33 protein-coding genes are annotated in these 22,924 nt (G+C 66.1%); 9 read left to right on the forward strand and 24 right to left on the reverse strand.

Going from position 1 to position 22,924, the window contains the following annotated elements; translation table 11 throughout:
• The first annotated feature begins 9 nt into the window (after positions 1–9).
• The 9 genes from moaC to KQH53_09660 all read left to right on the forward strand — a co-directional run bounded on the left by moaC (position 10) and on the right by KQH53_09660 (position 10,794).
• Positions 10–480 (forward strand): cyclic pyranopterin monophosphate synthase MoaC, encoded by a 471-nt coding sequence (gene moaC / locus KQH53_09620; GenBank protein MCB2226925.1) that lies wholly within the window; start codon positions 10–12, stop codon positions 478–480.
• Between the two features lie 83 nt (positions 481–563).
• On the forward strand, positions 564–926 hold the full coding sequence (gene dksA / locus KQH53_09625) for an RNA polymerase-binding protein DksA (protein ID MCB2226926.1): 363 nt from the start codon (positions 564–566) through the stop codon (positions 924–926).
• Between the two features lie 60 nt (positions 927–986).
• Positions 987–2,384: an undecaprenyl-phosphate glucose phosphotransferase gene (locus KQH53_09630; protein ID MCB2226927.1), complete on the forward strand. Its 1,398-nt coding sequence runs from the start codon at positions 987–989 to the stop codon at positions 2,382–2,384.
• Positions 2,385–2,396: 12 nt separating this feature from the next.
• Positions 2,397–3,179 carry an ABC transporter permease gene (locus KQH53_09635; GenBank protein MCB2226928.1) on the forward strand — a complete coding sequence of 261 codons (783 nt, stop codon included), beginning with the start codon at positions 2,397–2,399 and terminating at the stop codon, positions 3,177–3,179.
• The gene (locus tag KQH53_09640) at positions 3,176–4,420 is read left to right on the forward strand and encodes an ABC transporter ATP-binding protein (protein ID MCB2226929.1); all 1,245 of its coding nucleotides are present in this window, start codon (positions 3,176–3,178) and stop codon (positions 4,418–4,420) included. The genes KQH53_09635 and KQH53_09640 overlap by 4 nt, the downstream gene beginning before the upstream one ends.
• Entirely contained in the window at positions 4,417–5,670 is a 1,254-nt protein-coding gene (locus KQH53_09645; GenBank protein MCB2226930.1) for a class I SAM-dependent methyltransferase, read from the forward strand. Before KQH53_09640 ends, KQH53_09645 begins: the two co-directional genes overlap by 4 nt.
• A gap of 3 nt (positions 5,671–5,673) precedes the next feature.
• Positions 5,674–8,019 (forward strand): glycosyltransferase family 4 protein, encoded by a 2,346-nt coding sequence (locus KQH53_09650; protein MCB2226931.1) that lies wholly within the window; start codon positions 5,674–5,676, stop codon positions 8,017–8,019.
• Entirely contained in the window at positions 8,016–9,197 is a 1,182-nt protein-coding gene (locus KQH53_09655) for a glycosyltransferase family 4 protein (GenBank protein ID MCB2226932.1), read from the forward strand. Before KQH53_09650 ends, KQH53_09655 begins: the two co-directional genes overlap by 4 nt.
• Positions 9,198–9,210: 13 nt before the next feature.
• Positions 9,211–10,794: a hypothetical protein gene (locus KQH53_09660; protein MCB2226933.1), complete on the forward strand. Its 1,584-nt coding sequence runs from the start codon at positions 9,211–9,213 to the stop codon at positions 10,792–10,794.
• A gap of 202 nt (positions 10,795–10,996) precedes the next feature.
• Here the strand turns inward: KQH53_09660 and rplQ are convergent, their stop codons facing one another.
• From rplQ to rplV, 24 genes are all read right to left on the reverse strand, one after another.
• Entirely contained in the window at positions 10,997–11,365 is a 369-nt protein-coding gene (gene rplQ, locus KQH53_09665; protein ID MCB2226934.1) for a 50S ribosomal protein L17, read from the reverse strand.
• Complete coding sequence (locus KQH53_09670) at positions 11,362–12,366, reverse strand: DNA-directed RNA polymerase subunit alpha (protein MCB2226935.1); 1,005 nt, start codon at positions 12,364–12,366, stop codon at positions 11,362–11,364. Before KQH53_09670 ends, rplQ begins: the two co-directional genes overlap by 4 nt.
• A 16-nt stretch (positions 12,367–12,382) precedes the next feature.
• Positions 12,383–13,009 (reverse strand): 30S ribosomal protein S4, encoded by a 627-nt coding sequence (rpsD, locus tag KQH53_09675; GenBank protein ID MCB2226936.1) that lies wholly within the window; start codon positions 13,007–13,009, stop codon positions 12,383–12,385.
• A 35-nt stretch (positions 13,010–13,044) separates the two neighbouring features.
• On the reverse strand, positions 13,045–13,440 hold the full coding sequence (rpsK, locus tag KQH53_09680) for a 30S ribosomal protein S11 (protein MCB2226937.1): 396 nt from the start codon (positions 13,438–13,440) through the stop codon (positions 13,045–13,047).
• On the reverse strand, positions 13,441–13,812 hold the full coding sequence (gene rpsM / locus KQH53_09685; GenBank protein MCB2226938.1) for a 30S ribosomal protein S13: 372 nt from the start codon (positions 13,810–13,812) through the stop codon (positions 13,441–13,443). It abuts the gene before it with no gap.
• Between the two features lie 12 nt (positions 13,813–13,824).
• Entirely contained in the window at positions 13,825–13,941 is a 117-nt protein-coding gene (gene rpmJ, locus KQH53_09690) for a 50S ribosomal protein L36 (GenBank protein MCB2226939.1), read from the reverse strand.
• Positions 13,942–14,012: 71 nt separating this feature from the next.
• The gene (gene map / locus KQH53_09695) at positions 14,013–14,762 is read right to left on the reverse strand and encodes a type I methionyl aminopeptidase (GenBank protein MCB2226940.1); all 750 of its coding nucleotides are present in this window, start codon (positions 14,760–14,762) and stop codon (positions 14,013–14,015) included.
• 29 nt (positions 14,763–14,791) lie between these two features.
• Entirely contained in the window at positions 14,792–15,433 is a 642-nt protein-coding gene (locus KQH53_09700) for an adenylate kinase (GenBank protein ID MCB2226941.1), read from the reverse strand.
• A gap of 70 nt (positions 15,434–15,503) precedes the next feature.
• On the reverse strand, positions 15,504–16,811 hold the full coding sequence (gene secY / locus KQH53_09705; GenBank protein ID MCB2226942.1) for a preprotein translocase subunit SecY: 1,308 nt from the start codon (positions 16,809–16,811) through the stop codon (positions 15,504–15,506).
• Position 16,812: 1 nt separating this feature from the next.
• Positions 16,813–17,256, reverse strand: coding sequence for a 50S ribosomal protein L15 (gene rplO / locus KQH53_09710; protein ID MCB2226943.1), 444 nt, complete (start codon positions 17,254–17,256; stop codon positions 16,813–16,815).
• A 9-nt stretch (positions 17,257–17,265) separates the two neighbouring features.
• Positions 17,266–17,466 carry a 50S ribosomal protein L30 gene (rpmD, locus tag KQH53_09715; protein MCB2226944.1) on the reverse strand — a complete coding sequence of 67 codons (201 nt, stop codon included), beginning with the start codon at positions 17,464–17,466 and terminating at the stop codon, positions 17,266–17,268.
• A 17-nt stretch (positions 17,467–17,483) separates the two neighbouring features.
• Complete coding sequence (rpsE, locus tag KQH53_09720) at positions 17,484–17,975, reverse strand: 30S ribosomal protein S5 (GenBank protein ID MCB2226945.1); 492 nt, start codon at positions 17,973–17,975, stop codon at positions 17,484–17,486.
• 83 nt (positions 17,976–18,058) lie between these two features.
• A complete protein-coding gene (gene rplR / locus KQH53_09725; GenBank protein MCB2226946.1) occupies positions 18,059–18,427 on the reverse strand; it encodes a 50S ribosomal protein L18 in 369 nt (122 codons plus the stop codon).
• A gap of 21 nt (positions 18,428–18,448) precedes the next feature.
• Positions 18,449–18,988 (reverse strand): 50S ribosomal protein L6, encoded by a 540-nt coding sequence (rplF, locus tag KQH53_09730; protein MCB2226947.1) that lies wholly within the window; start codon positions 18,986–18,988, stop codon positions 18,449–18,451.
• Between the two features lie 19 nt (positions 18,989–19,007).
• On the reverse strand, positions 19,008–19,403 hold the full coding sequence (gene rpsH / locus KQH53_09735; GenBank protein MCB2226948.1) for a 30S ribosomal protein S8: 396 nt from the start codon (positions 19,401–19,403) through the stop codon (positions 19,008–19,010).
• Positions 19,404–19,413: 10 nt separating this feature from the next.
• Complete coding sequence (locus tag KQH53_09740) at positions 19,414–19,599, reverse strand: type Z 30S ribosomal protein S14 (protein MCB2226949.1); 186 nt, start codon at positions 19,597–19,599, stop codon at positions 19,414–19,416.
• 20 nt (positions 19,600–19,619) lie between these two features.
• The gene (gene rplE, locus KQH53_09745; protein ID MCB2226950.1) at positions 19,620–20,159 is read right to left on the reverse strand and encodes a 50S ribosomal protein L5; all 540 of its coding nucleotides are present in this window, start codon (positions 20,157–20,159) and stop codon (positions 19,620–19,622) included.
• 104 nt (positions 20,160–20,263) lie between these two features.
• Positions 20,264–20,575, reverse strand: a complete 312-nt coding sequence (gene rplX / locus KQH53_09750) for a 50S ribosomal protein L24 (GenBank protein MCB2226951.1) — start codon at positions 20,573–20,575, stop codon at positions 20,264–20,266.
• A 20-nt stretch (positions 20,576–20,595) separates the two neighbouring features.
• Positions 20,596–20,964 (reverse strand): 50S ribosomal protein L14, encoded by a 369-nt coding sequence (gene rplN, locus KQH53_09755; protein ID MCB2226952.1) that lies wholly within the window; start codon positions 20,962–20,964, stop codon positions 20,596–20,598.
• Between the two features lie 27 nt (positions 20,965–20,991).
• Positions 20,992–21,255 (reverse strand): 30S ribosomal protein S17, encoded by a 264-nt coding sequence (rpsQ, locus tag KQH53_09760; GenBank protein ID MCB2226953.1) that lies wholly within the window; start codon positions 21,253–21,255, stop codon positions 20,992–20,994.
• A 13-nt stretch (positions 21,256–21,268) separates the two neighbouring features.
• The gene (gene rpmC / locus KQH53_09765) at positions 21,269–21,466 is read right to left on the reverse strand and encodes a 50S ribosomal protein L29 (protein ID MCB2226954.1); all 198 of its coding nucleotides are present in this window, start codon (positions 21,464–21,466) and stop codon (positions 21,269–21,271) included.
• A gap of 4 nt (positions 21,467–21,470) precedes the next feature.
• Positions 21,471–21,878 (reverse strand): 50S ribosomal protein L16, encoded by a 408-nt coding sequence (gene rplP, locus KQH53_09770; GenBank protein ID MCB2226955.1) that lies wholly within the window; start codon positions 21,876–21,878, stop codon positions 21,471–21,473.
• Positions 21,879–21,920: 42 nt separating this feature from the next.
• On the reverse strand, positions 21,921–22,571 hold the full coding sequence (rpsC, locus tag KQH53_09775; protein ID MCB2226956.1) for a 30S ribosomal protein S3: 651 nt from the start codon (positions 22,569–22,571) through the stop codon (positions 21,921–21,923).
• Positions 22,572–22,587: 16 nt separating this feature from the next.
• Complete coding sequence (gene rplV / locus KQH53_09780; protein ID MCB2226957.1) at positions 22,588–22,920, reverse strand: 50S ribosomal protein L22; 333 nt, start codon at positions 22,918–22,920, stop codon at positions 22,588–22,590.
• Positions 22,921–22,924 lie beyond the last annotated feature (4 nt).

Genomic DNA, 22,924 nt, shown 5'->3' on the forward strand with positions numbered 1-22,924 from the left:
AGGCGAAACATGGGCCTTAGTCATCTCGACGACAAGGGCGCCGCCCGCATGGTGGACGTGGGCGCCAAGCCCATAACCACGCGCCGGGCCGTGGCCGAGGCCTGGGTGGAGCTGGCTCCCGCCACCCTGGAGCTGATCGCCCAGGACGGCCTGCCCAAGGGCGACGCCCTGGCCGTGGCCCGCCTGGCCGGCATCATGGCTGCCAAGAAGACCCCCGACCTCATCCCCTTGTGCCATCCCCTGCCCCTGAACGGCGTCAGCCTGGAGCTGACCCCTCAAGAGGGCGGGGTGCTCATCCAAGCCACCGCCTCCACCAACGCCAACACCGGGGTGGAGATGGAGGCCATGACCGCCGCGGCCGTGGCCGCCCTGGCCCTGTACGACATGGTAAAGGGCGTGGATCGGGGAGCCCGGCTGGGGAGGGTGCAGTTGCTACTCAAGGAAGGGGGCAAGAGCGGTCTCTGGCGCCGGGAAGATTAGTCCTGCCGCCTCTTTACAGCCAGAGGCCCACATGCTAGATTTACCCGCTATCGTTTTGGTTCCGCTAGCTACGGAGTGACGACATGAACCAGAAAAAGCTCGAGTCTTTCCGCCGCCTTTTGGAGGAAAAGCTGGATGAGCTGCTCAAAGAAGCCGAGCGCACCGTGGCGGGCATGACCGATAGCAAAGAAAATTTCCCCGACCCCACCGACCGGGCGGCCATGGAGTCGGACCGCAACTTCTTGCTCAGGATCCGCGACCGGGAGCGCAAGCTCATCAGCAAGATCCGCGAGGCGCTGGAGCGCATCGAGGACGGCTCCTACGGCATCTGCGAATCCTGCGGCGAGGATATCAGCGAAAAGCGCCTCAAGGCGCGGCCGGTCACCACCCTCTGCATCGACTGCAAGAAGCGCCAAGAGGCCAACGAAAGAGCCCGCGGCCTCTAGCACTGCGCCCACCGCGGGCCGGAGGGGCGGCCACCAGGAAAGCGGGGGCTGATCCAAGCGATGTTTCAGCAGCGGCTCAAGTTCTTCCGCTCCATCCTCTACATGGGCGATCTCGCCCTGGTGGCGCTCTGTTGGTTCGGCGCCTACTTCGTGCGCTTCTATCTGCCCATCGTGCCCGTCACCAAGGGCGTCCCCGCTCTTAGCCTCTACATAATGCTCTTTCTGGTGGTGCTCATCGATTTCGCGGTGGTGCTGCCGGTCAGCGGGCTATACAAGCGCCCCTGGGCGGGCACGGGCCATGCCCTGTGGCCGGTGCTCCGGGCCGTCTTGGTGGGCGTGGTGGTGGCCATCACCCTCACCTGGTTCCTCAGGCCCTACGACTTCAGCCGCCTGGTGTTTTTGCAATTTTTCGTGTTCACCTGCCTGGCCCTGCTCATATACCGCCCGGTGCTGCGCCACTTCTGGCGGCGGGCCTACCCCGAGAACGCGGGGGAGCGCGTGTTGATCGTGGGCGCGGGCGATCTGGCCCGGCAGGTGGCGGCCAACGTCCGGGCCAACCCGGTGCTGGGCCTGAGCCTGGCGGGCTTCCTCACCCGCGACCGGGGCAAGGTAGGCCGGGAGATCGAGGGCCTGCCCATATTGGGCCACTTCAGCCAGACCGGGGACATCGCGGCTTCCCACCACGTCCAGGTGGTGATCATCGCCCTGCCCCTGGAGGCCCACGAGGACCTGCCGGTTATCCTGGAGGGGCTCTCCCAGGAGATGGTGGACGTGCGCATCGTGCCCGACCTCTACCGTTTCATGAGCTTGGGAAGCACGGTGGAGTCCTTCGAGGGGATGCCCATCATCGGCCTCCGGGGCAGCCGCCTGGAGGGCTGGCCCCGGGTGTTCAAGCGCGCGGTGGACGTGGTGGGCTCCCTGGCCCTGATCACCCTGTTCAGCCCCCTGATGGTGCTCATCGCCATATTGGTTAAGCTCACTTCGCGGGGCCCGGTGCTCTACCGCCAGCGGCGCATGGGCCTGGACGGGGTGGAGTTCATGATGCTCAAGTTCCGCTCCATGCGCCCCAAGGCCGAGGCCGAGACCGGGGCGGTGTGGGCCTCGCCCGACGACCCCCGCCGCACCCCCCTGGGCAAGATACTGCGCAAGACCTCCCTGGACGAGCTGCCCCAGTTCTTCAATGCCCTCAAAGGCGAGATGAGCCTGGTGGGCCCCCGCCCCGAGCGGCCGGAGCTGATCCAGGAGTTCCGCAGCCAGATTCCGGGCTACATGCTTAGGCATATGGTCAAGGCGGGCATCACCGGCTGGGCCCAGATAAACGGCTGGCGGGGCAACACCGACCTGAACAAGCGCATCGAGCACGACCTGTACTATATTGAAAACTGGTCGCTGTGGTTCGACCTCAAGATCATGCTGCTCACCCCCTTCCGGGGCCTGATCAGCCCCCATGCCTACTAGAGTGGCGATTCGATGCGCTTCACGTCCCATTTAGCCGAACTCGCCCACAACAAAGGGCTCCTTTGGGCCCTGACCACCCGCGAGCTCAAGGGCCGCTACCGGGGCTCGCTGTTCGGTTTCCTGTGGACCTTCCTGAACCCGCTGATGCTCCTGGGGGTCTACGCCCTGGTCTTCTCGGTGTACTTCCGGGTGCAGATGGACCACTACGCGGTGTTCATGTTCACCGGCCTGTTGCCCTGGGTGTTCTTCTCCCAGAGCCTCAACGAGGGGGCCGGGGCCATCACCGATGGCGGCAGCCTGGTCACGAAAGTGCTGTTCCCATTGCAGATACTGCCCGCGGTCAAGGTGGCGGCCAACTTCGTGAACTACCTCTTGAGCCTGCCCATCCTCTTCGCCTTTTTCATCGCCGACGGCGTGGCCTTTCACTGGACCATGTTCGGCTTCCTTATCGTGGCCACGGTGCACCTGGCGTTCACCTACGCCCTGGCCGTGCTGCTTTCGGCGGCCAACGTGTTTCTCAGGGACACCAAACACATCATCGGCAACCTCCTGACCCTGTGGTTCTTCCTCACCCCCATCCTCTACCCCCTGGCCCAGGTGCCCCAGGCCTTTAGGCCCCTGGTCTACCTGAACCCAGCGGCGGTGATCACCCTGGCCTATCACGACGTGTTCTTCTGGGGGCGCTGGCCCGCCTGGGGCCCGCTGGCCGGAGTGGCGGCGCTCAGCCTGGTTCTGTTGTTCGTGGCCGTGGTAATCTTCGAAAACCACAAGGAGTACTTCGCCGAGAAGATATGAGCGACCCGGCTGCCATAGAAGTAAAGGGCCTGGTGAAGCGCTTTCGCCGCGAGATGCTCAAGCGCGATTACACCACCTGGAAGACCCTTTTGCTGCGCCCCTTCCAGAAGCGGGGGCCGGACGACTATCTCACCGTGCTGGACGGGGTGGACCTGAGCGTGTCGCCGGGGCGGACCCTGGCCATCATCGGCGAGAACGGCTCGGGCAAGTCCACCATGCTCAAGATTCTGGCCGGCATCTACAAGGCCGACCAGGGCACGGTGGAGGTGCGCGGCCGGGTGAGTAGCCTCATCGAGCTGGGCGCGGGCTTCCATCCCGAGTTCAGCGGCCGGGAGAATATCTTCCTTAACGGCACCATCCTGGGGCTGAGCAAGAAGGAGATCCAGGCCCGCTTCGAGGACATCGTGGAGTACTCGGGCCTGGGCGATTTTATCGAGGCCCCGGTGAGGACCTACAGCTCGGGCATGTACGTGCGCCTGGGCTTCGCCGTGGCGGTGAACGTTGACCCGGACGTGCTCTTGGTTGACGAGGTGCTGGCCGTGGGCGACGAGGCTTTCGCCCACAAGTGCGAGACCAAGCTGAACCAGTTCCGCGCCGCCGGCAAGACCATCGTGCTGGTGAGCCACGACCTCATCGCGGTGAAGAAGTTCGCCGACGAGGTGGTGTGGCTGGACAACGGCAAGGTGGCCGCCCAGGGCGAGCCGGCCATGGTCATCGACGCCTACCGCCAGGGAGTGGCCCGGCGCGAGGACCAGGCCGGGCGCGAACGGGCCAAGGCCAGGAGCGGCCTGGACCCCAAGCGGCGCTGGGGCCAGGGCGAGGTGGAGATAACCGGGGTGCGCCTGCTGGACGATGGCGGCCAAGCCCATGCGGTGTTCACCAGCGGCAAGCCCCTGAGCCTGGAGATCGACTACGCCATGCGCCAGGAGGTCAGCGACCTGGTCTTCGGGGTGGCGGTGCACAACAGCGCCGGGGTGCTCTGCTACGGGTCCAACACGGCCATCGACCAGGCCGCCCTGGGCGATCCGCCGCCCGTGGGCACGGTGCGCCTGGAGCTGGAGCGCCTGGACCTGGTGCAGGGCAGCTATTTGCTGGACGTGGCCGCCCATGCGGCCGACGGTCGGGCCTATGACTATCTGACCCAGGTGGCCGCCTTCGAGGTGCGGGGCGGGCCGGGCGACGAGGGGGTGTGGCGGCCCCCGCACGCCTGGAGCCTGGCGGCCCGGGGAGAGAGCGCATGAGCGGCGAGACGAGCAAACCCGGCGTGGACCTGGAGGCCATCCTGGCCGAGGTGGACGCGGCGGTGGAGGAAAAGAAGGCCTCCGGCTATTACGACCCGGCCGAGCTTCGGCGGGTGGAGGAGGCGGCCCTGGCCGCGCGCAGCCTAGACGACGAGCCGGGCAACCTGATGAAGCTGCACCACGCCAAGCTCAAGGAGCTGTGGGAGCCCACCGGCTGGGGGGTTTCCACCCACCGCGCCGGGGCCAAGGGCAAGCTGATCCTGGGGCTCAAGAAGCTCATCTACAAGCTGAGCCGCTTTCCCATGAGCGTATGGCTGGCCCGCCAGGCCCGCTTCAACGACGAGACGGTGCATTTGATCACCGTGCTCCTGCCGCTCATAGCCAATGTGCGCTCCCGTTTGCCCCAGGCCGAGAAGCGCCTGGATCAGATGGAGCTGGCCCTGGCCCGCACCGCCCCGCGCGTGGAGGCTCTGCTGGCCCGTTTGGAGGAGGTGGTCGCGGCCCAGGAGGCCAAGGGCGAGGCCGCTCCCGGCGCCGCCGCCGAGGTGCGCCGGGCCCGCTTCCAGAGCCGGGGCGCGGCCTACCTGGATTTCGAGAACCAGCACCGGGGCGAGCGCGAGCTGATCAAAGAGCGCCAGAGCGTTTATCTGCCCATCTTCGCCAAGAGCGTGACCCCGCAGGCGCCCCTGCTGGACATCGGCTGCGGCCGGGGCGAGTTTCTGGAGGCGGCCAAAGAGGCTGGGCTCGCGGCCAAGGGCCTGGAGCTCAACCCCGAGATGGTGGCCCTGGGGCGCGGGCGCGGCCTGGATATCGCCGAAGGCGACATCATCGAGCATCTGCGCAGCCTGCCCGACGGCAGCCTGGGCGGCATCCTCATGGCCCAGCTCATCGAGCACCTGAGCTACGACGAGCTCAGCGAGGCGGTGAGCCTGGCCGTGGCCAAGCTGGCCGAGGGCGGCTGGCTCATCGCCGAGACGGTGAACCCCGCCTGCCTGAGCACCCTGGCCGGGGCTTTTTATCTGGACCTGACCCACAACAAGCCCATCCACCCCGAGGCGGCGCGCTTCCTGTGGAAGTGGGCCGGGCTGCGGGACATAGAGGTGCTCTATCTCTCGCCCTACCCCGAGCAGTACCGCTTGCCCGCCTCGCCGGAACAAACCCCCACGGCCCAAGCCATGAACCAGGCGGTCAAGCAGCTCAACGACCTGCTCTATTCTTATCAGGACTACGCGGTGGTGGGGCGCAAGTAGGCCATGGCCGCGCCCGGCGAGCTCCGCTGCACCTTTGTGCTTCCCTGGTATGGGGAGCAGGTCCCCGGCGGGGCCGAGGCCGAGGCCCGGCTGACGGCCGAGAACCTGGCACGGGCCGGGGTGCGGGTGCAGGCCCTGGCCACCACCCTGAGCGGCCTGGGCTCGGACTGGGACGGCGAGGCCCTGCCCGCGGGCGAGACCATGGAGAACGGCGTCACCGTGCGGCGCTTCCCCATCGCCCCGCGCGACGCTGCCCGCTTCGACGGCCTGAATATGCGGGTGCTGGCCGGGGCCACCCTTTCGCCCGAGGAAGAGCGTGCCTTTTACGCCAACATGGTCTACAGCCCCGAGCTGCTGGAGCACATCGCGGCCCACCCCGAGGAAGGCCCCTTCTTTTTCATTCCCTATCTATGGACCTCCTCGGCCTGGGGGCCGCTGATCCACCCCAGCAAGAGCCTGATCATCCCCTGCCTGCACGACGAGGGCTACGCCCGCATGGCCGGGGTCAAACGGGCCATGGAGAGCGCCCGGGCGGTGTGCTTCCACGTCCCGGCGGAGCGCGACCTGGCCGCCCGGCTCTACGACCTGGGGCGCACCGAGCCCATCATCGTGGGCGAGGGCATGGACACCCACTGGACCCACGACGCGGCGCGCTTCCGGCGCGACTTCGGCTTGGAGGAGCCCTTCATCCTCTACGCGGGGCGCAAGGACCCGGGCAAGAACACCCCGCTGCTGGTCCATTACTTCCTGCGCTACAAGGCCGAGGGGCGCGGGCCCCAAGGGCTCAAGCTGGTCTTGATCGGCAACCTGCCGGCCGAGATCCCGCCTGGCGGCGAGGCGCATGTCCTGGACCTGGGCTTCGTGGAGATTCAGCAGAAGCACGACGCCTATGCGGCCTGCGAGGTGTTCGTGCAGCCCTCGCTCATGGAGAGCTTCTCGCGGGTGATCATGGAGGCCTGGCTGGCGGGCTCGCCGGTGATGGTGCACGCCGACTGCCCGGTGACCCGCGACCACGCCCTGATCAGCGGCGGCGGCCTGGCCTTTGGCGACTACCCCCACTTCGCCGAGTGCCTGGACTATCTGCTGGCGCGCCCCGAGCTGCGGGCCGAGATGGGCCGGGCGGGCGCGGCCTATGTGCAGGGCAACTTTGCCTGGCCGGTGGTGGTGGACAACTACCTCAAGGTCATCGAGCGGGTAAGCGCCGAGCCGATGCCCGCCCCCACCAGCGCGGACAAGGCCCTGGCCCCCAAGCCCAAGGCGCGGGCCAGCGGCCCGGCGGTGCACCAGATGGTGCCGGACTTCAGCTACGGTGACGCCATCGGCAACGACGCCCTGGCCATCCAAAAGACCCTGCGCTCCTGGGGCCTGAACTCGGACATCTTCGCGCACAGCATCCACCCCCGCCTGGCCGACAAGGCGCGGCCCATTGCCGAGTATGCCAAGCAGGCCCGGCCCGAGGACGTGCTGCTTTTCCATTTCTCCATCGGCCACGAGGCCGCCGAGCTGCTGCCCGGCCTGCCCGGCCGCCGGGTGCTCCGGTACCACAACATCACCCCGGCCGAGTATCTGGACCGCTGCAACCCCGAGAGCGCCGCCCGCGCCCGCCTGGGCCGCGAGCAGCTGGGGCGCATCGCCCCGGCGGTGGAGCTGGGCATGGGGGTTAGCGACTACAACTGTCTGGAACTGGGCCAAGCGGGCTGCCCGGCCACGGCCACGGTGCCCATCGTGATCGACACCTCGGTCTTGGACACCGCGCCCGACGCCTTTGTGGCCCACCGCTTTGACGACGAGCGCCCGGCGGTGCTGCACGTGGGCCGCTTGGTGCCCAACAAGGCCATCGAGGATTTGATCCGGGCCCAGTACTGGCTCTCGCGCCTGGTGCCGGGCACGCGGCTCATGATCGTGGGCTCGGAAGTGGGCTGCGAATCCTACGCCGAAAGCCTGCGCGAACTGGTGGACCGCCTGGCCGTGCCGGGGGTGCACTTCTCGGGGCATGTCTCCCTGGCCGGGCTCATGGCCTATTACCGCCGGGCGAACTGCTACCTCTGCCTCTCCGAGCACGAAGGCTTCTGCGTGCCTCTGGTGGAGTCCATGCACTTCGGCATCCCCATCGTGGCCCACGCCGCCGCCGGGGTGCCGGGCACCCTAGGCCAGGGCGGCCTGCTCCTGGACAGCAAGGAGCCCCAGCGGGTGGCCGAGGCGGTGGCCCGGGTGCTGAGCGACGCGCCTCTGGCCGAGGCTCTGCGCCTGGCCGGGCGGGCTCGCTTGCAGCGCTTCGCGCCCCAGCGGGTGGCTCGCGACTTGCGCGAGGTGCTCACCGAGCGCCTGGGCCTGGAGCTCAACCCATGAGCGCCCGGCCTCTCGTGGACGCGCGGCCCTTGCAGCCGGGCTACAAGCAACACGCCCAGCGGGGCATCGGGCGCTACGCCAAGAACCTGCTGGGCGCCATGCTGGCCCAGGTGGGTGAGCAGGGCTTGGAGCTCATGGTGCGCTCCGACCTGCCCGATCCGCCCTTGGGGCAGGCCGCTCCGCGCCTGGCCGTGGGGCCCGGCCCCACCTGGCTGCCCTTGGGCGAGCGGATCATCGGCCAGCACCGCACCCTTTCCCGCGCCCTGGCCCCGGCCTGGCGCTCCGGGCGCGTGGTGCACATCCTCAGCCACGGCGACGCCCCGGCCTGCCCGGGCCCGCGCACCGTGATCACCTGCCACGACCTGATCTACCAGCGCATGGAGGCGATTTACACCGAGGGCAAGAGCAAGCTGCCCTTCCGGGCGGCCCGTTGGCTGGAAACGCGTTGCCTGCCGCGCGCGGCCATGATCATCGCGGTGAGCCAGTGCACCGCCCGCGACGTGGCAGAGCTTTACGGTGTGCCCGGGGAGCGCATCCGGGTGATCCCCGAGGCGGCCGACCCAGGCCTGGCCCCGGTGAGCGACCCTGCCGTACTGGATGAGGTACTGAGCCGCCACGGCCTGGCGCGCGGGGGTTACGTCTTTTATTTGGGCGGCATCGATCCGCGCAAGGACCTACCCACCCTGCTCCGGGCCCTGCTAAGATTGCGTGAGGCGGGCAGCCCCCTGGTGCTGGCCCTGGCCGGACCGGTGCAAGAAGACAAGCACTACCCCGCCCTGGCCACGGCTTTGCGCGACCTGCGCCTGGGCGAGGCGGTGAAGCTCCTGGGGTTCGTGGCCGAGGCCGATCTGCCCGCGCTCTACTCCGGCGCTGCCGCCTTTGCCTTCCCCTCGCGCTACGAGGGCTTCGGCCTGCCGCCCCTGGAGGCTATGGCCTGCGGCGCGCCGGTGGTGGTCGCCCGCGCGGCGGCGGTGCCCGAGGTGGTGGGCGAGGCGGGGCTGCTCTTCCCGCCCGGAGACGACGCGGCCCTGGCCGAGGCCCTGGCCAGCCTGGCGGGTAACCCGGAGAGGGCCGGCGAGGTGAAAGCCAAGGGACTGGCCCGCGCGCGGGAGTTTTCCTGGGAGCGGGCCGCCCGCGACACCCTGGCCCTGTACGAGGAGGTGCGCGCTGCAAACTGAAGCCCGCAGCCGTGTGGCCGGATGGGTGCTGGAGAGCGCCCTGGCCGTGGTCATCGCCCTGTCGGTGTGGTGGCTGTGGTCCCGGCTCGCCCTGCCCAGCATGGGCCAGGAGAAGATATGGTTCTCCCTGGGCTGGCTGGTGGCCCTGGGGCTGGGCGCGGCCTGGCGGGCCTTGTGGCCCCAGCCCAAGGGCGACGAGGCCCACCATCTGCTGCGGGCGGGCACCTGCTCCTATGGCGCGCTGCTGTTGGCCGTGGTCTTCGTGGCCCTCTTGGTAGGGGCCGAATCCCTGGGCAACTACAAACTCTGGCTGGGCGTGGTCTATCTGGGCGGCGTGACCCTGAGCCTGGCCAGCCTGACGCTGCGCCTGCGCTCCCGCCTGGCCGCCAAGCCCAGGCAGGAGGCCTTCTCCGCCCTGGCCGGGGCGGCCATCGCCTTCATGGCCTGCCTGCTCATCCTGCCCTGGGTGCGGCCCGACCTCACCGCCCTGTGGCCCCCGCCCGCCGGCGAGATGTGGCAGCCCCTGGCCGCGGCGGCGCTGTGGGGGGGCGTGGCCGGGTCCAGCCTTCTGGTGGTGCGTTTGCTGGGCGGCGGGCGCCGCCTCTCCTGGATGGTCTATCTGGCCGTGGGCCTGGGGCCCGGCCCGGCCCTGGCGGTGAGCTGGCTGCCGCTTATTCCCCTGGGCCTGGGCTGCGCCATCATGGCCGGGCTGGCCGCTCTGCGCCTGATCATGATGCGTGGGACTACTCCCGGCGTGACCGGCGAAGGCGGCCCGGCCCAGCCCCTGTCCTTTTACTGGCTGCTGCGGTCGTTGATGCTCATCTGGTGGGGCGTGGGCGCGGCGGTCACCCTGGCCGCGGCCTGGTGGTATCCCCGGGTGGGGGCCATGTTCCTGGAGGCGGACTGGCTGCGCGCCGTGGCCATGGGCGCCTTCGTGGTCACCTGCGTGGGGCTCCTGGGCGAGTACGCCCTGCCCCTACTGGGACGTAGCGAGGGCGTGCCCCTGGGGCCGGAGCGCAAGGTGGTGGGCATCTTCTGCTCGGTGCTGGCCTTCCTGGCCGCCATGAGTCCCTTTTTGCTCATGCAGCCGCCGGCGGGCGCGGCACTGCCGCCCTACTTCGCCGAGGGCGCCCGCGCCGTGCTCCTGGAGCCCGAAACGGTGCTGGGCCCTGACAAGCGCGAGGTGGAGCTAAAGCCGCCCACCTGGCTCACCGGCCTGAGCCGGGTGTTCGTAATCAGCTATCTGAGCAACGGAGCCAAGGTGAAGCAGGGCGAGACGATAGCCCAGCTCATCGCCACCGACGAGCAGGACCTGCCTCACGTTTACCAGCTGCGGGCGGGCATCGACACGGCGGAATGGGCCCTGGATCAGCGCGAACTGAGCCTGGAAGCCCGACACCGCCCGGCCCGTCTGGCCTCCACCTGGCTCATCTACACCGCCACCGGCGAGTCTTTCCGGGCACACAGCTATCTGACCGGCCTCTACCTGGGCCGCCGGGTGGAGCGCCTTACCAGCGTGCGTCTGCGCTACCTTTACAAGAACCCGCCCGGCGAGCCGCCGGTTAAGCTGGTGCTCAGGCGAGTCTTTCTCTACTAATTTTTTCGGTAACAATTATGACCGACGCGCTCCCGTAGCTGGGAGGCAAGGCGCGGGCAAGTGAGCTCCGCGGGCACGCCGAGGAAACCAGCGCCGCCCGCAACGCAGTTTCCCGCCGCCTGGCGAAGCCGGTGGCCCACAAGAAGAGCGGGGCTCCCGAAGGAACCCCGCTCGTTGCGAACCGTCTTTGGCGCGGGCAATATTACTTGCCGGCGGCCTCGTCCACCAGGGACACGATGGCCATGGGCGCGGCATCGCCGCGGCGGACCCGGGTGGGCAACACCCGCACGTAGCCGCCTTGGCGGCCGCCGTAACGGGTCTTGGCATCGTCGAAGAGTTTGCCGCAGACCTTGTGGCTGCGCATATAGGACTCGGCCTGACGGCGGGCATGAAGGTCGCCCCGCTTGGCCAGAGTGATCATCTTTTCGGCCACCCGCTTGAGCTCCTTGGCCTTGGCCTCGGTGGTCTCGATCTGGTCGTGCTCGAACAGCGAGGTCACCATGTTGCGAAGCATGGCCCGGCGGTGCGGGGTGGTGCGGCTAAGCCGGCGGTTGTCCTTGCGGTGTCTCATTTTTCCTTCGTCCTGGCTTCCAGCTCTTCCCGGGTGGGGAAGTCGTCCAAACCCATGCCCAGGGTCAGGCCCATTTCGGTGAGCATTTCCTTAATTTCGTTCAAGGACTTGCGGCCGAAGTTCTTGGTTTTGAGCATCTCCGACTCGCTCTTTTGCACCAACTCGCCGATGTACTTGATGTCGGCGTTCTTCAGGCAGTTGGCGCTGCGCACGCTGAGCTCCAGCTCGTCCACGGTGCGGAAGAGGTTTTCGTTGAGGCTGGGCTCCTCGACGCTCTCCTCCTGATCGGGCTCGGGCTCCTCCTGGAAGTTGATGAAGATCGACAGCTGTTCCTTGAGGATCTTGGCCGCATAGGCCACCGCGTCCTCGGGCCGCACCGCGCCGTTGGTGAAGACCTCCAGGGTCAGCTTGTCGTAGTCGGTAATCTGGCCCACGCGAGCCTGGGTGACCACGTAGTTGACCTTGATGATGGGGCTGAAGGCGGCATCCAGGGCCACCACCCCAATGGGGTCTTCCTCGTTCTTGTTGCGATCGGCGGTAACGTAGCTCTTGCCGGTCTTCACCGTCAGCTCGGCCCGGAGGCTGCCCTCGGGGCCCAGGGTGGCGATGGCGTGCTCGGGATTGAGTATCTGCACGTCCGGGGGCACGTTGATGTCGCCGGCGGTGACCACGCCCTCGCCGTTGGCATCGATGCTCATCACCGCGGGGTCGTGGCCCAGGTACTTCAGACGCACGCCCTTCAGGTTGAGGATGATGTCGCTTACGTCCTCCATCACACCGTTGATGGTGGAGAACTCGTGCAAGACTCCATCCATGCGAACGTTGGTGATGGCCGCCCCCTGCAAGGAGGAGATCAGGATGCGCCTGAGGGCGTTGCCGATGGTGTGGCCGAAGCCCCGCTCCAGCGGCTCGCAGGAGAACTTGCCGTAGTACTGGGTGTGCGACTCCTCGTCCACCTCCAGGCGCGACGGCCTGATGAGTTCTCTCCAGTTTCTCTCCATGACCTCTCTCTAATCGCTAGCGGGAGTAAAGCTCAACGATGAGCTGCTCCTGCATGGGGATGGTCAGCTCCTCGCGGGTGGGCTGGGCCTTGATGGTTCCGCGGAACTTATCGGCCTCCAGCTCCAGCCACTCGGGCACGGTGCGCCGGGCAATCGCCTCCAGAGACTCCTTGAGCTGGGGAATCTCGCGGCTCTTGTCCTTGACCGCCACCACGTCGCCGATCTTCACGCGGGCCGAGGGGATGTCCACCCGGCGCCCGTTGATGGTCACGTGGCCGTGGCGCACCCAATGGCGGGCCTGGGCCCGGCTGCCCGCGAAGCCCAGGCGATAGACCACGTTGTCCAGCCTCGTCTCCAAGAGCATCAGCAGGTTGTGGCCGGTCACCCCGCGCATGCGGGCGGCGCGCTTGTAGGTCAGGTTGAACTGCTTCTCGGCCAGGCCGTACATGCGCTTGACCTTCTGCTTCTCGCGAAGCTGGAGGCCATAATCGCTGACCTTGGTCCGCCGCTGGCCGTGCTGCCCCGGAGGGAAGGCGCGGCGCTCCACGGCGCACTTGTCAGAAAAGCAGCGGTCACCCTTGAGGTAAAGTTTCTGCACCTCGCGCCGGCAAAGCCGGCACACGGAACCTCTATATCGAGCCAAAACAGCTCCTCCGTTCGACTAGCGGTGGCCCCGGATCACACCCGGCGCCGCTTGGGGGGGCGGCAACCGTTGTGGGGCACGGGGGTTACGTCGCGGATGACGGTGACGGTGAAGCCGACATTGCCCAGGGCCCGAAGCGCGGCCTCGCGGCCGGAACCGGGTCCCTTGACGTTCACCTCGACCGTGCGCATGCCGTGGTCCATGGCCTTCTTGGCCGCGTCCTCGGCGGCAAGCTGGGCCGCGAAGGGGGTGGACTTGCGCGAGCCCTTGAAGCCCTGCACGCCCGAGCTGGACCAGCTCACGGTGTTCCCTTGGGGGTCGGTGATGGTGATCACCGTGTTGTTGAAGGTGCTGGCAATGTGCACCACCCCGTTGGGGATATTCTTCTTTTCCTTGCGTTTGCGAACGCCTTTTTTCACCGCTTTGGCCATTTACTTCTTCCTCTTGCCCACGACCGCGCGGCGGGGACCCTTGCGGGTGCGCGCATTGGTGCGGGTGCGCTGGCCGTTGACCGGCAGACCGCGGCGATGCCGCAGGCCGCGGTAGCAGCCCAGGTCCATCAGGCGCTTGATGTTCATGGAGATCTCGCGCCTGAGATCGCCCTCCACCTTGAAGGTGGTGTCGATCACCTGGCGGATGTTGTTGATCTCCTCGTCGGTCAGATCGCCGGCCTTGGTGGCCGGGTCAACCCCACTGGCCGAGCAGATCTTGCCCGCCGAGGTATGACCGATGCCATAGATGTAGGTCAGCGCGATCTCAATGCGCTTGTTGCGCGGGAGGTCTATGCCTGAGATTCTGGCCACGCCTCTTCTCCCTTAACCTTGCCGCTGCTTGTGGCGCGGGTTCTTTTTGCAAATCACCCGAACCACGCCACCGCGCTTGATTATCTTGCAGTCCTTGCACATGCGCTTGACCGATGCCCGAACCTTCATGGGACCGTCTCTCTTTGCAAGCGTTGCCGGTTGCGGCCTTTGGGGCCGGCCGGCCTTCGTTAATCCCCGCTCTAAACGAGCAGGCTTAGTATGCGTGGCCCGTCATCCGTGACGGCCACGGTGTGTTCAAAGTGGGCCGAAAGTTTACCGTCAGCGGTGACCGCCGTCCAGCCATCGGCCAATATCTTTACTTCGTGGCGCCCGGCGTTGACCATCGGCTCTATGGCCAGGACCAACCCCGGTTTCAGCTCCACGCCCCGGCCCGGCGAGCCGAAGTTGGGCACCTGCGGGTCCTCGTGCAGGCTGCGCCCGATGCCGTGGCCCACGAACTGCCGGACCACGCTGTAGCCCGCGCCCTCGGCCACCTTTTGCACCGCCGAGGAGACATCGCCCAGCCGGTTGCCGGGCCGCATCTGCTCGATGCCCGCGGCCAGGGAGCTCTCGGTGGCCTGCATCAAGGCCTTGGCCTGGTCGCTCACCCGGCCCACGGCCACCGTGGTGGCCGAGTCGCCGTTGAAGCCGTCCAGCACCACCCCGAAGTCCATGGAGAGAATATCTCCCTCCTTCAGGGGTTCGCGGCGCGGGAAGCCGTGCACCACTTCGCTATTTACCGAGCAGCAGAGGCTATAAGGATAGCCGTGATAGCCTTTGAAGCTCGGGGTGGCCCCGGATTGGCGGGCCATTTCCTCGGCCATCGCGTCCAGGTCCAGGGTTCGGACCCCTGGCTTGACCTCGGCCTTCACCGTTGCCAGCACCCGGGCCACAACTTGGTTGGCCCGCGCCATGGCCTCTATCTCGGCCGGAGTCTTAAGGACGATCATGCCGTTTGGCCCAGCCGCCTCCGAGTGCCTTAGCCCAGCACCGCCTTGATGCGGTCCAGGATCTCGCCCATGGCGCCCACGCCGTCGATGGGACGGAGCAGGCCCTTGGTCTTATAGTAGTCGATGAGCGGGGCGGTCTGGTCCTCGTAGACCTTCAGCCGGTTGCCCACCGTGGTCTCGTTGTCGTCGTCGCGCTGGTACAGCTCGCCGCCGCACTTGTCGCACACGCCCTCGACCTTGGGCGGATCGAACATCACGTGGAAGCCCTGGCCGCAGGCCTTGCAGGTGCGGCGGCCGGTCAGGCGGCCCATCAGCTCGCTGTTGGGCACCTCGATGCTGATCACGTGGTCGATTTTCTTACCCATGCCCTCCAACACCTTGTCCAGAGCCTCGGCCTGGGGCACGGTGCGGGGGAAACCGTCGAGCATGAAGCCCTTGGCGCAGTCGTCCTGGGCGATGCGGTCCTTGGCCAGGCCGATCACCACCTCATCGGGCACCAGCTGACCGGAGTCCATGTATTTCTTGGCCTCCAGGCCCAGCTCGGTCTGGTTCTTCACAGCCTCGCGCAGCATGTCGCCGGTGGAGATCTGCGGGATGCCATAGGCATCGATGAGCATTTTGGCCTGCGTGCCTTTGCCCGCCCCCGGAGGGCCTAACAAAATCAGGTTCATGTCTCGCTCCCTCTCTTCCGAAATTTCCCCGAATCTTCTCTAACGCGAGAAGCCTCCCACGATCAAATCGCTAGCGCCCCCGCACAACGCCCTTTTTCATGAACCCCTCATAGTTGCGTTGCAGCAGGTGGCTTTCGATCTGGGCCATGGTGTCCATGGCCACGCCCACCACGATCAACAGCGCCGTGCCGCCGAAATAGAACGGCACGTTGAACTGCCCGATCAGGATGGTGGGCAACACACAGACCGCGCTGACATACACCGCGCCACCCAGGGTGAGGCGGGTCAGGACCCGGTCGATGTACTCGGCGGTGCGCTTGCCGGGGCGGATGCCCGGAATGAAGCCGCCGTACTTTTTCATGTTGTCCGCCACGTCGTCCGGGTTGAAGGTCACCGCGGTGTAGAAGTAGCAGAAGAAGAATATCAGGATCACGTAGAGCAGGCTGTAAATCCAGCCGCCCGGGGTGATTGCGCTGGCCGCCGCCTGCACCCATTCCACCTGGATGAGCTGGGCGATGGTCGCCGGGAACATGATAATGCTGCTGGCGAAGATGGGCGGAATCACGCCGGAGGTGTTTATCTTCAGGGGCAGGTGGGTGGTCTGCCCGCCGTACATGCGCCGGCCCACCACCCGTTTGGCGTACTGCACCGGCAGCCGCCGCTGGCCCTGCTCCACGAACACGATGGCCGCGATCACCGCGATCATCATGACCAGGATGATCACCAGCATGAAGATGCTCATCTCGCCCAGGCTCACCATGCGGAAGGTGCTGTGGATCGCCGAGGGCATACGGGCCACGATGCCCGCGAAGATGATCAGGCTGATGCCGTTGCCGATGCCGCGTTCGGTGATCTGCTCGCCCAGCCACATGATGAAGCTGGTGCCCGCCGCCAGGGTGATCATGGTCATGAGCCGGAAGGCCCAGCCGGGGTTGGGCACCACCATGGCGCCGCCGGGGCTGGTCATGGACTCCAGGCCGATGGCGATCATGAAGCCCTGCACCATGGCCAGGGCCACGGTGCCGTAGCGCGCGTACTGGGTGATCTTCTTGCGCCCCTCCTCGCCCTCTTTCTTGAGCTGGGCCAGGTGGGGGATGACCACCGTGAGGAGCTCCAGGATGATGCTGGCGCTGATGTAGGGCATAATGCCCAGGGCGAAGATGCTCATGCGCTCCAGGGCGCCGCCGCTGAACATGTCGAACAGGCCCAGCAGGGTGCCCTGGTAACGGGCGAAGAAGGCGCTCAGGGCGTCAGCGTCGATGCCGGGCGTGGGGATGGCGCAACCCACCCGGTACACGGCCAGCATGACGAGCGTGAACAGAATCCGGCGCTTAAGCTCCGGGATCTTGAGCATATTGCCGACGCCAGAGACAGCCACCTTATACCAACTCCACCGTTCCGCCGGCTGCCTCGACCTTGGTCTTGGCGCCCGCGCTAATCTGGTCCACCTTAACGGTCAGAGCCACTTTGACCTCGCCCTGGCCCAGCACCTTGATGGCATCGAAGCAGCCCTTGATCAGGCCGGCCTCGGCCAGAGCCTGGGCGTCCACCACGCTGCCGGCCTCGAAGCTGGCCAGGTCGCGCAGGTTGACTTCGGCGATCTTCTTGCCAAAGGGGTAGTTGCTGAATCCACGCTTGGGCAGGCGCCGCTGCAGGGGCATCTGGCCGCCCTCGAAGCCGGGGCGCACACCGCCGCCGCTGCGGCTGTTCTGGCCCTTGTGGCCCTTGCCCGCGGTGCCGCCTTGGCCCGAGGCCTGGCCGCGCCCGATGCGCTTGCGGGCCTTTTTGGCCCCGGCGGGGGGCTTGAGTTCATTGAGCTTCATGATGGTCCTCTAATCCTCGTCCGGGAGCACCGTCACGAGGTGCTCGACCTTCTTGACCATGCCCCGGATGGCCGGGGTGTCCTTGAGGGTCACGACCTTGTTCATCCTGGTCAGCCCCAGGCCCTTGAGGGTCTTGCGCTGACGCTCGGGACGGCCGATGTAGCTTTTTACCTGTTTGACCCGGAAGGTCTTGTCATTCGCCTCAGCCATGATGCACCTTCCCGGCCCTAGGCCGTCACCTGTTCCACCGGAACGCCGCGGCGCTTGGCCAGCTGCTCGGGGCTCTTGAGGGAGCGGAGTCCCTCCAGGGTGGCCCGAATGACGTTGTGGGGGTTGTGGGTGCCCAACACCTTGGTGAGGATGTCGGTGACCCCGGCAGCCTCCAAGACCGCGCGCACCGCGCCGCCGGCGATGACGCCCGTACCCGGGCGGGCCGGCTTCAACAGGACCTTGCCGGCCCCAAAGCGCCCAACGATCTCGTGGGGAATGGTGCCCTCTTTCAAGGGGATGGGCGCCATGTCCCGCTTGGCCTTTTCCACGCCTTTGCGGATGGCCTCGGGGACCTCGTTGGCCTTGCCCAGGCCGAAGCCCACACTGCCCTCGCCGTCTCCCACCACGACCACGGCCGCGAAGGAGAAGCGGCGTCCGCCCTTGACCACCTTGGCCACGCGGTTTATGTGCACCACCTTGTCGATGAGCTGAAATTCTTCCTCAGCCACCGGCCGGGGTCTGCGTCGATCCGGTCTGTTCCGTTTGTCCAGCAAGGCCTATCCCTCACATGCCAGGCGCGTTAATTCGCGCCCTAAAAGTCCAAACCCGCTTCGCGGGCCGCCTCGGCCAAGGCCTTAACCCGGCCGTGATACAAAAACCCATTGCGGTCGAATACCACCTGCTTGATGCCCTTGGCTTGCGCCTTGGCGGCCACGGCCGCTCCCACCTTCTTGGCGGTGGCGATGTTGCCGCAGTGGCCTTCCACCTCGCCCAGATCCTGGGGGAGACTGGAGGCGGCCACCAGGGTGGTGCCGCTAACGTCGTCTATTATCTGCGCGTACATGTTGCTCAAGGAGCGGTACACGCAAAGCCGGGGACGCTCGGCGGTGCCGCGCACCTTGCGGCGCACCCGCACCTGGCGTTTGGCCCAGGCAACCTTTTGCTTGTTGGTCTTTGCCATGACTGTGCCTCGTGTCCCGCTTTACTTGACGCCGGCCTTGCCAACCTTGCGCCGGATGGTCTCCTCGGCGTACTTGACGCCCTTGCCCTTGTAGGGCTCCGGAGGCCGGAAGGCGCGGATGGTGGCCGCGGTCTGACCCAAGAGCTCCTTGTCGATGCAGCTCAGGGTGACGATGGTGTTCTTTTCCACCGAGGCGCTGACGCCGTCGGGCAGGGCGAAATCCACCGGGTGGCTGAAGCCCAAAGCGAGCTTCAGGGTGTTGCCGGCGGCCTCGGCGCGGTATCCCACGCCGTTGATCTCCAGCACCTTGGTGTAACCCTGGCTCACGCCCTGCACCATATTGGCGATCAGGCTGCGGAACAGGCCCCACAGGCCGCGGGCCTTCAGGCTATCGTCGACCGGAGTAACCAAGAGCTTACCGTCTTCCTCGGTGACCTTCACCTGGGGATGCAACTCACGGCTCAAAACGCCCTTGGGGCCCTTGATCTCGATCTTCGTGTCATCCATGGTGACCGTGACCCCGGAGGGGATGATCACCGGCTGTTTACCCACGCGACTCATGATAAACGCTCCCAGCCCCCTACCAAACGGCGCAGAGGATTTCGCCGCCCACCTTAGCCTTGCGGGCAGCCCTGTCGCTCAACACGCCCTTGGGGGTGGAGAGAATGTTCACCCCCAGGCCGCTGCGCACCTGGGGAATCTTGTCAAAGCCCACGTACACCCGGCGGCTGGGCTTGGACACCCGCTTGATGCCGTCGATGACCGGCTTGCCGGCAACGTAGCGGAGCTTGATGGTCAATAGCCCCTGCTTGTCGTCTTCCTGCACCGAGTAATCGGCCACATAGCCCTCTTCCATGAGCACCCGGGCCACGGCGGCCTTGAGGCGCGAGGAGGGGATGACCACCTCGTCATGGCGGGCCATCAGGCCGTTGCGCACGCGAGTGAGCAGGTCGGCTACGGGATCTTGCATAGACATAATGCTTCTCCTACCAGCTCGACTTGATCACGCCGGGAATCTCGCCCCGGAGCGCCATGTTGCGGAAGCAGATGCGGCAAATGCCGAACTTGCGGATGAATGCCCGCGGACGCCCGCAGATGGGGCAGCGGTTGTAAGCACGCACCCCGTATTTGGGCTTCGCCTTGGCCTTGTTTCTAAGAGCCGTCTTGGCCAACTTCTATCGCCTCCCGCTTCTTAAGCCTTAAAGGGCATGCCCAGCAACTTAAGCAGGGCCCGGCCCTCCTCATCGGTAGGGGCGGTGGTTACGATGGTAATGTTCATCCCCTTGACCTTGTCGATCTTGTCGTAGTCGATCTCGGGGAAGATGATGTGTTCCTTGATGCCCAGGGTGTAGTTGCCCCGGCCGTCAAAGGCCTTGGCGCTTATGCCGCGAAAGTCGCGAACCCGGGGCAGGGACACGTGCATCAGCTTGTCCAAGAACAGCCACATACGCTCGTCCCGGAGCGTCACCGAGGTGCCCACGGGCATCCCCTCGCGCAACTTGAACGAAGCGATGGAGCGCTTGGCCCGGTTGATCATGGCCCGCTGGCCCGCGATGAGGCTCAGCTCGTCGGCGGCCGCGTCCAGAAGCTTCACGTTCTGGATGGCCTCGCCCACGCCCATGTTCAAGACGCTCTTGACCACGCGGGGGACCTGCATCACGTTTTTGTACCCGAAAGCTTCGGTGAGCTGGGGGACTACCTCCTGCTCATAGAAAGCGCGAAGCCTCGGCACCTTTTTATCGCTCATGTGCTTTCTAAGCCTCTCTGTTGAAGCCGGCCGTTTGTCTCCGGCTCGTCCCAGGGACCCTGGCCGGGCGCTGCACGCGCAGCGCCGGGCTAGTTATCCATGTACTCGCCGCACTTCGGGCAGAAGCGGGCGGTTTTCCCGTTTTCCAGCGTCTTGCGGCCCACCCGCACCGGCTGGTTGCACTTGGGGCACAGCAGCTGGAGGTTGCTGATGGCCAATGCGGCCTCGCGCTCCACGATGCCGCCCTGGCCGGTCTGGCCCGCCCGGGTGTGGCGTTTGATCATATTGATCTTTTCCACCAACGCCCGCTCTTTGGCCGGGTCCACTTTCAGGACCTTGCCGACCTTGCCCTTTTCGCGGCCTGACCGCACCAGGACCTTGTCGTCCTTTTTTATGTTCAGCTTGCTACTCACGGCTTCACCTACAGGACCTCGGGGGCCAGCGAAACGATCTTCATGAAGTTCTTGGCCCGAAGCTCGCGCGCCACGGGGCCGAAGATGCGGGTGCCGATGGGCTCGCGCGCCTGGTTGATCAGGACCGCGGAGTTCTCGTCGAACTTGATAAAGGTGCCGTCGGGGCGGGCCACTTCCTTGGCCGTACGCACCACCACCGCCTTCATCACGTCACCCTTTTTCACCTTGCTGTTGGGCAGGGCTTCCTTGACCGACACCACAATGATGTCGCCCACCGAGGCGTAGCGCCGCTTGGAGCCGCCCAACACCTTAATGCAATAGAGTCTCTTGGCACCGCTGTTGTCGGCGGCAACAAGATTGGTTTCCGGCTGGATCATGGCCTTACTGCTCCTACTCGGCGGCCGCTAGGCCACCCGCTCCAGCACTTTGCTTACACGCCAGCGCTTGTGACGGCTCAGGGGGCGGCTCTGGCGGATGAGCACGGTGTCGCCCACGCGGCAGTCGTTGGTCTCGTCGTGGGCCATAAACTTGGCCCGCCGGCGCACGTACTTCTTGTAGACGGGGTGCTTGACCAGGCGCTCCACCAGGACCACCACCGTCTTGTCCATCTTGTCGCTGACCACCAACCCGGCCAGGGCCTTGGCGTTCCCGCGTTCCTTGTCGGCCATGGAATCCTACTCCCTAAACCGCTTCGGCCGTTTGCTGACCGATAACCGTCAGCACCCGCGCGATGTCTTTTTTGGTCTGGCCAATCCGCATGGGATTCTCCAGCTGCCCGGTGGCGTGCTGGAAGTTCAGGTTGAACAGCTCCTGACGGAGGTCTTCCAACTTCTGGGCCAACTCTTCTGGCGAGAGTTCTCTGAGCTCAGTGGCCTTCATGGCTTCAGCTCCTCTCCACGATGCGCGTTTTGAACGGCAGCTTGTGTCCGGCCAAACGCAGGGCTTCCAATGCGGTCTCGCGGCCCACGCCGTCGATCTCGAAGATCATCCGGCCGGGGCGAACCACGGCCACCCAACCCTCGGGTGCGCCCTTGCCCTTGCCCATGCGGGTTTCCGCCGGCTTGGAGGTGTAGGGCTTGTCCGGGAACACCCGGATGAACACCTGCCCGCCGCGCTTGATGTGGCGGGTGATGGCGATACGGCTGGCCTCGATCTGCTGGTTGGTCATCCAACCGCGGCCCAGGGCCTGCAAGCCGAACTGGCCGAAGCTCACCCGGTTGCCCTTCTGGGCCATGCCCCGCATACGGCCCTTTTGGACCTTGCGATGTCGTACTCTCTTGGGCGCTAGCATGGTTAGCTATGCCTTTCCTAAAAGTTGGCGGGCTCGCACGCTTTACGCGTTCAGCTCGTTTTCCTTCTCGTCCAAAACCTCGCCCTTGAAGATCAAGACCTGCACGCCAATGATGCCGTAAGTGGTCTTGGCCTCGGCGAAACCCACGTCGATGTCGGCCCGGAGGGTGTGCAGGGGCACGCGGCCCTCGCGGTACCACTCGCGCCGCGCCATCTCGGCGCCGCCCAGGCGGCCGCCGCAGTGGATGCGGATGCCCTGGGCGCCGAACTTCATGGCGCTGGACACGGCCCGCTTCATGGCCCGCCTAAAGGCGATGCGGCGAAGCAACTGGCCGGCCACGTTCTCGGCCACCAGCTGGGCGTCCACTTCGGGCTTGCGCACCTCGTGGATGTCCACCATGACCTCGCGCTTGATGACCTTTTCCAGCTGGCGCTTCAGGTTCTCGATCTCCGCGCCCTTTTTGCCGATAACGATGCCCGGCCGGGCGGTGTGGATGCGAACCTTGGCCTTATCGGCGGCGCGCTCGATCTCTACCCGCGAGATGCCGGCGTGAGCCAGCTTCTTTTTCACGAACTCGCGGATCTTGTAGTCCTCGTAGACCAGGGCTGCGTAGTCCTTGCCCGCGAACCAGCGGGAATCCCAGGTGCGGATGACACCCAGCCTGAACCCTACGGGATGTACCTTCTGACCCAAACCCGTCTCTCCTTGCCTAGCGCTCGTCCACCACCACGGTGATGTGGCTGGTCCGCTTGCGAATGATGTAGGCCCGACCCATGGCCCGGGGGCGCCAACGCTTCAGGGTGGGCCCGCCGTCCACAAAGGCCTTCTTGACGTAGAGCTGGTCCACATCAACGTTGCTGTCGGTGGTGGCGTTGGCCACCGCGGAATTGATGACCTTGGCCACCAGCCCGGCAGCCTTCTTGGGCGTGAACTTAAGCTTGTTCAACGCCTCGCCCACCTTCATGCCCCGAACCGCGTCGGCCACCAAACGGGCCTTGCGGGGGGAAATGCGTACGAATTTGGCTTTGGCCACCGATTCCATGGGC

The organism is Desulfarculaceae bacterium (assembly GCA_020444545.1).
Taxonomy (GTDB): Bacteria; Desulfobacterota; Desulfarculia; order Desulfarculales; family Desulfarculaceae; genus Desulfoferula.